At 26.9% G+C, this 6,404-nt stretch carries 6 protein-coding genes; all 6 read left to right on the plus strand.

Annotation, left to right across the window (positions count from 1 at the left end; all coding sequences use genetic code 11):
* Positions 1-65: 65 nt before the first annotated feature.
* The 6 genes from plsY (at position 66) to ON17_RS03840 (ending at position 6,165) form a co-directional block, all read left to right on the plus strand.
* Complete coding sequence (gene plsY, locus ON17_RS01305; protein WP_026071989.1) at positions 66-740, plus strand: glycerol-3-phosphate 1-O-acyltransferase PlsY; 675 nt, start codon at positions 66-68, stop codon at positions 738-740.
* 701 nt (positions 741-1,441) lie between these two features.
* The gene (locus ON17_RS01310) at positions 1,442-3,622 is read left to right on the plus strand and encodes an ATP-dependent helicase (RefSeq protein ID WP_017191688.1); all 2,181 of its coding nucleotides are present in this window, start codon (positions 1,442-1,444) and stop codon (positions 3,620-3,622) included.
* A 50-nt stretch (positions 3,623-3,672) separates the two neighbouring features.
* The gene (gene mgs / locus ON17_RS01315) at positions 3,673-4,884 is read left to right on the plus strand and encodes an alpha-monoglucosyldiacylglycerol synthase (protein WP_261974246.1); all 1,212 of its coding nucleotides are present in this window, start codon (positions 3,673-3,675) and stop codon (positions 4,882-4,884) included.
* Between the two features lie 220 nt (positions 4,885-5,104).
* Positions 5,105-5,245 (plus strand): AAA family ATPase, encoded by a 141-nt coding sequence (locus ON17_RS03830; protein ID WP_083858413.1) that lies wholly within the window; start codon positions 5,105-5,107, stop codon positions 5,243-5,245.
* A 136-nt stretch (positions 5,246-5,381) separates the two neighbouring features.
* On the plus strand, positions 5,382-6,029 hold the full coding sequence (locus ON17_RS03835; protein WP_017191690.1) for a hypothetical protein: 648 nt from the start codon (positions 5,382-5,384) through the stop codon (positions 6,027-6,029).
* Positions 6,030-6,033: 4 nt separating this feature from the next.
* A complete protein-coding gene (locus tag ON17_RS03840; RefSeq protein ID WP_017191691.1) occupies positions 6,034-6,165 on the plus strand; it encodes a hypothetical protein in 132 nt (43 codons plus the stop codon).
* The last annotated feature ends 239 nt before the right edge of the window (positions 6,166-6,404 follow it).

Genomic DNA, 6,404 nt, shown 5'->3' on the forward strand with positions numbered 1-6,404 from the left:
TTTCCCTACACGACGCTCTTCCGATCTTGCAAATATAAATAAAAGAAAGTTTGAAAAATGAAAACATGAATATATCAAATATAATTATTATTGTAAGTATTATTTTATTGTCTTATACAATAGGTTCTATTCCGGTAGGCTTATTGGTAGGAAAAATTTTTAAAAACAAAGACATTAGCGTTTTAGGTTCGCAAAATATTGGTTCTTCGAATGTAACTAGAGTATTAGGTTTTAAATTAGGCCTACTAACTTTTATTTTAGACTTTTTAAAAGGTTTTTTTCCTATTTTTATCGTTGGATATTTAACGAAAAATGATATTATTCCTGAGGAAATCAATTATTATAGAGTCTTTTTCGGTATAGCTGCTGTTTTAGGACATATGTTTTCTATTTTCAACAAATTTAAAGGCGGAAAAGCTATCGCTAGTTCAGTCGGTTTTATCACAAGTATTAATTACCTAGCGGGTTTATTAGGAATCTTATCTTTTGTTATTATGGTAAGATTTAGCGGGTACGCCTCTTTATCGTCTCTTATAGCCACTTCTTTAGTAAATGTCGGCTTATGGATTAATACTGGTGTTTATCTTTCGAGGCAAAATGAGCCCCCACAAACTTGTATGGAATTATGTTTTATCTTTGCCACCACAATTATTATTTTTTTAAAACATTACAAAAATATTATCAATTTGCTAGAAGGTAAAGAAAATAAATTTAATTTCAAAAGAAAAAAAACTCAATAATGTTAACGTTTTTTTCACCATATACAGAATAAAAGCTAAATTGTTTTTCCAAAGAACAATTTAGCTTTTATTTTTGGGTTTATCCATATATAAGAATTTATAAAACAAAGAAGGATGATTGATAAAAACGATTTACATATGATAATAAAAAATGGTTATTGGTTAAATTTAATTATCAAACTTCTTATCAAATTCATAAAAATTATTTCAACCAAAAAAAGTTGAAAAAAACACCATAAAAAAAGATAGAGGCGAAAATGCACCTATCTTTAAATTATAGAATCATATATACGAGTTACGAGTTAAGGCGAGAAAACAAAAATTAACAGAATTAAAAGGTCTGATACTACAAATACGCCTAAAATAAGTAATTATCAACAAAATGAAAAAAGTTAAATAAAATTTCAAAAACATAACATTTTTTTTTTTTTTAAAACGCTATTAGTATTAGTGAAGGGATTAGTAGAGTTTTTTTATTATTTTTATATAAAATTCGAATCCAAACAATCGGTCGCATTCAGTATCTTTAACTATCAATAAATATAGAACCCTCCAGATAAATCACTTATCCTTTAGAAAAAGGCAGCTTATTTTGTTATAATATTATTATGTCACAAGTAGTTATTGTACATTATCTTTTTGCAATATTGCTCTTTTTAAAATAAAAAAATCATTTTCACAAAGACAAGAAGGTACTCATTTTGTTAAAAAAATCATGGTTAAAAACATTAAATCCACAACAAAAAAAAGCTGTTACCTATAAAGAAGGCGCTCTTTATGTTATCGCTGGGGCGGGAACAGGTAAAACCAAAACTTTAACTAGTCGAATAATTTATTTAATTCAACAATTAAACATTCCTTATGATCAATTTTTAGCTATTACTTTTACTAATAATGCGGCTAAAGAAATGAAAAATAGGGTGCAAAATATTCTCCAAATTCCTAATGCAGCTCTTAATATTTATACTTTTCATGCTTTTGGATTTCAAGTTTTAAAACGTTTTATCAATCGTTTGTCATACAATTATGATTCGCGTTTTAATATTTTAGATGATAACGATTCTAAAAAAATTATTAAAGATGTTGTTAAAGCACTTAATTTAGATTCTGAAAAATACTTGCCTTCGTTTTTAAAAAAACAAATTTATTTAATTAAAACGAAAAATCCTCATAGAAAAGATTCTCCTCCGATGGATCATCATATTGAAAAAATATATAATGCTTATCAAACTTATTTAAAAAATAATAATTTAATCGATTTTGATGATTTGATCATCTATACTTATGAATTATTCTTAAATTATCCCGAAATTAGAACTTTTTACCAAAATAAATTTCTGCATGTTTTAGTCGATGAATTTCAAGATACTGATTTCCATCAATACCAAATTTTAAAACTTTTAGCCGAAAAACATCGTAATTTATTCGCTGTAGGAGATCCGGATCAAAATATTTATTCTTTTAGAGGCGCTAGTAAAGAAAATAACGATCTTTTTGTGCAAGATTTTCAAGCTAAAAAAATTATTTTAGAACAGAATTATCGTTCTACTAATAATATTTTAAAAAAAGCGAATTTATTGATTAAAAAAAATCATAATGGTTTCGGTAAAGAATTAAAAAGTTCTTTAGGCGATGGATCAGAGGTCTTTTTTAACCAATTTTTTAACGCTAATTCGGAAGTTGATTTTGTCATTAAAGAAATTGATCGATTAGTGGCTAAAAACCAATGTCGTTATGGAGATATCGCTATTTTATATCGTTACAATACTTTAGAAAGGCTCTTTGAAAATAATTTAATGAAAAAAGGGATTCCTTATAAGATATTAGGCAATATCTCTTTTTACCAAAGAAAAGAAATTAAAGATTTAATAGCTTATTTAAAAGTCTTAATGGATACTGATCAAAATTTTTACCTCCAAAGAATCATTAATGTTCCGAGTAGAAAAATAGGTAAAGTAACTTTTCAAAAAATCGAAGAAATCAGTCAAAATCAAAACATTTCTTTCTTTGCAGCCTTAAACCATTATCCTCCTGATTCCAAAATTATCAAAAATATTGTTTCTTTTCAAACTTTAATCCAAAAAATGAAAGATAAACTACATTCCCATTCTTTTAATAAATTAGAAGAAATAGTGGATTATGTGGATAAAACAGTTGGTTATTCTGATACTTTAAGAGAAAAGCCGGATTCTTTAGAAACTCAAAACGCTCTAGATTATATCCAAGAATTGAAAAATGTTTTCGCTGAAGCGAACACAGAATTCAAAGGAACTGTATTGGAAAAATTAAACCAATTATTAGACCAAATATCTTTATATAGCCAAGATAAAAGAGATGACAATGATCAAGTTAAATTAGCTACTGTCCACAAAGTAAAAGGAATGGAATTTAAAGTGGTTTTCATTATTGGTTTTGAAGAAAATATTTTCCCTTTAAACAATAGTAAAGATCCTGACGATACTTTTGATTTAGAAGAAGAAAGACGTCTAGCTTATGTCGCTATTACAAGAGCGAAAGAACATTTATATCTTACTAGTGTCGCACAAAGAATGAAATACGGGCAATTTGTGAAATTAGAAATTTCTTCTTTTGTGAAAGAAATGAATTTTCCTCTAACTAATCCTAATGATGCTTATTTTAATAAAACTATGAAAATTAGACCAGCTAATCCTCATCAAGCTTTTTTATACCAAATAGGCGATAAAGTAGAACATAATGCCTTTGGTCGCGGAACAGTCATAGAAATCAAAATACCTTTAATCACTATTTCTTTTTTACCTCCTTACGGAATAAAAAAATTAGACATCAAACATCCTTCGTTTAAAAAAGTGGAAAGTTTAGTTTCTACTTTACAAAAACAGAATCATCCTTTTGATAAATAAAAAAGGCGGCAATATCTTTTATGTTAGTAAATAATGCGAATAAGTAGGGCATGAAAATGAAAATAGGTCTTTTTACAGATTCATATGAACCATTAATCAGTGGCGTTGTGGTTTCCGTTAAATCTTTAAAATTAGGTTTAGAAGCTTTAGGGTATGAAGTTTATATTATCGCCCCTAATTCACCACAAATAAAAGAAGAAAAAGATCCTCATATTATCAGGATCAAAGGTTTGCCAGTTCCTCTGAAAGCTTTAAAAGGTTTTCGTTGGGTGGTTAGTTATAAAAAATATCTGCCTTTATTAAAAGATCTAAATTTAGATATTATCCATCTACATACTGAATTTGGCATCGGTTCTTTAGGACTTTATACAGCAAAAGAGCTTAATTTACCTATTGTTTATACTTTTCACACGATGTATATTAAATTCATCGAACTTAACCAAAACTTTTGGTTAAAAATGTGGAAAAAAACTATTGTAAAATATTTTGATAAATTATTGACTAAATATATTTCCACCGTGAAGGCGGTTATCGTTCCGACCCCTAAAGTACTTCATTTTTTACAAGAGCGTTATCCTATCGAAAGCAATTATCACGTTATTCCTACTGGTTTTAATTTAAAGCCTTTTTATCAAGAAAACATTTCTTCTGAAAAAATTCGCCAATTAAAAGAAAAACTAGGTTTAAAAGATAATTTTATTTGTCTTTATGTAGGCAGATTATCTGAAGAAAAAGAGATTAAATATTTAATCGAAGGTTTTGCTGCGTTTCATCTTAAACATCCTCAAAGTAAGTTTGTTATTATTGGTGATGGCCCAGATAGAATTAATTTAATCAAAAAAGTTAAAAAACTCGGTTTAAATGATAAAATAATTTTTTTAGGTTTTTTGGCTTATCAACAATTGGGTTTATATTATCAATTAGGGGATGTTTTCCTTAATGCTTCTTTATTTGAAACACAAGGATTAACTTATATTGAAGCTCTGGCCGCTTCTTTACCTTTATTAGTACGTTATGATCCAGTTTTGGAAGGTGTTATTCAAGAGGGCGAAAATGGTTTATTTTACCGCACTAAAGAAGAATTAATACAGAAGTTAACTCTTTTATTTCAAGACCCTCAAGAAAGGCAAAAATTAGCTCTTAAAGCTAAAGAATCAGTCGCCATTTATAGTCAAGAAATATTTGCTCAAAAAATCATCCAAGTTTATCAACAATCTTTAGTTCATTATCAAAAAGAAATTTCGGAACCAAACAACTCTTAATGTTTTTTGGTCCAAATTTCTTTTTTTACTATAAAACGGGTTTTTTCCTTAAATTGATAATTTTTTTACAAAATAAAAAGAAAAAAAGATTGTTTTTTGGTTTATTTGTGTTATAATAAAAATTAATATTATTAAAAAAGATAATTTACTACCATTGATAATATAAAAAAAAGAAATAAAGAAAGCATTTGAAAAAATAATTTGTATTCTTTTTGAACAAATGTTTAGCATCTTTATTAAAAAAATTAAAAAATTATTTAAAGAATTAAAATTTAATTCCCCCTGTATCTTATTTATTGATGAAATAGATGCGATTGGAAAAAAAGAGGAGATTTTGAAAATAAACACGAACAAACTTTAAACCAATTATTAATTGAAATGGATGGGTTTGTTCAAACGAAAGGTTTGATTTTGTCATCGGTGCAACTAACCGAAAAGATATACTGGATTCAGCTTTATTAAGACCTGGACGTTTTGATCGTTTTTTTAAAGTAGGTTTGCCTAATGTTAAAGCTAGAGAAGCTATTTTAAAGGTACATGTGAGAAATAAAAAAATTTCTTCCAAAGTTGATTTTAATCAAATCGCTCAACAAACTCCTGGAATGAACAGCGCTCAATTAGGAACCATTTTAAATGAAATTTCTATTTTAACAGTTAGAAATGATAAAGAAACAATAACAAATGAAAAATTATATGAAGCTATTGATCTAGTTTTAATGGGTCCAGTGAAAAAATCCCGTAAATATGATGAAGAAGAAAAGAAAATGGTAGCTTATCATGAAGCGGAACATACAGTCATTGGTTTAAAATTAAAACATGCTCAAAAAGTGCACAAAATAACTATTATTCCTAGAGGCAATGCTGATGGATATAATTTAATGTTTCCAGAAAAAGAAACTTTCTTTTCTTCTAAAAAAAAAATGTTATCTAACATTATCTCTTATTTAAACCACAGAGCGGCCGAAGAACTAATATTTGATGATATTTCTAATGGGGATTTTGATGATTTTCAACAAGCTACTCAAATAGCTACTCAAATGGTAACTAAATTAGGTATGAGTGATTTAGGACCGATGCAGAATGATAATAATTCTTTTGTACGTAATGAAATAGTAGAAAAAGAAATTAAAAAAAATTATCGATGAATGTATGGAAGAAACAAGAAAAATAATTAAAGAAAATAAAGATTTATTAGATAAAATAGCTAACACATTGTTAGCAAAAGAAACTATTAATAGAGAAGAAATAGAAAAGTTGATAGGAGAATCAGAACGCCCATAACAATCACTTTAGCTCCACCCTTTTTGGCTTCATCTGGCATAATTTAAGAAATAGGATTTGCTAAATATTATTTCTTTTGATTTTAATTACACTATATCCGTTAACTATAAATAAAGTATTGCCCAATTAAAAAATAAATTATAATTTTAAATATTATATTCATACCTAACTATTTCTAAAATAAATCATTATTTTTAATTTATAATAAAAATTCATAATAAAAAAATTACTTATTAATT

Source organism: Poinsettia branch-inducing phytoplasma str. JR1, assembly GCF_000309465.1.
Lineage (GTDB): Bacteria > Bacillota_I > Bacilli_A > Acholeplasmatales > Acholeplasmataceae > Phytoplasma > Phytoplasma pruni.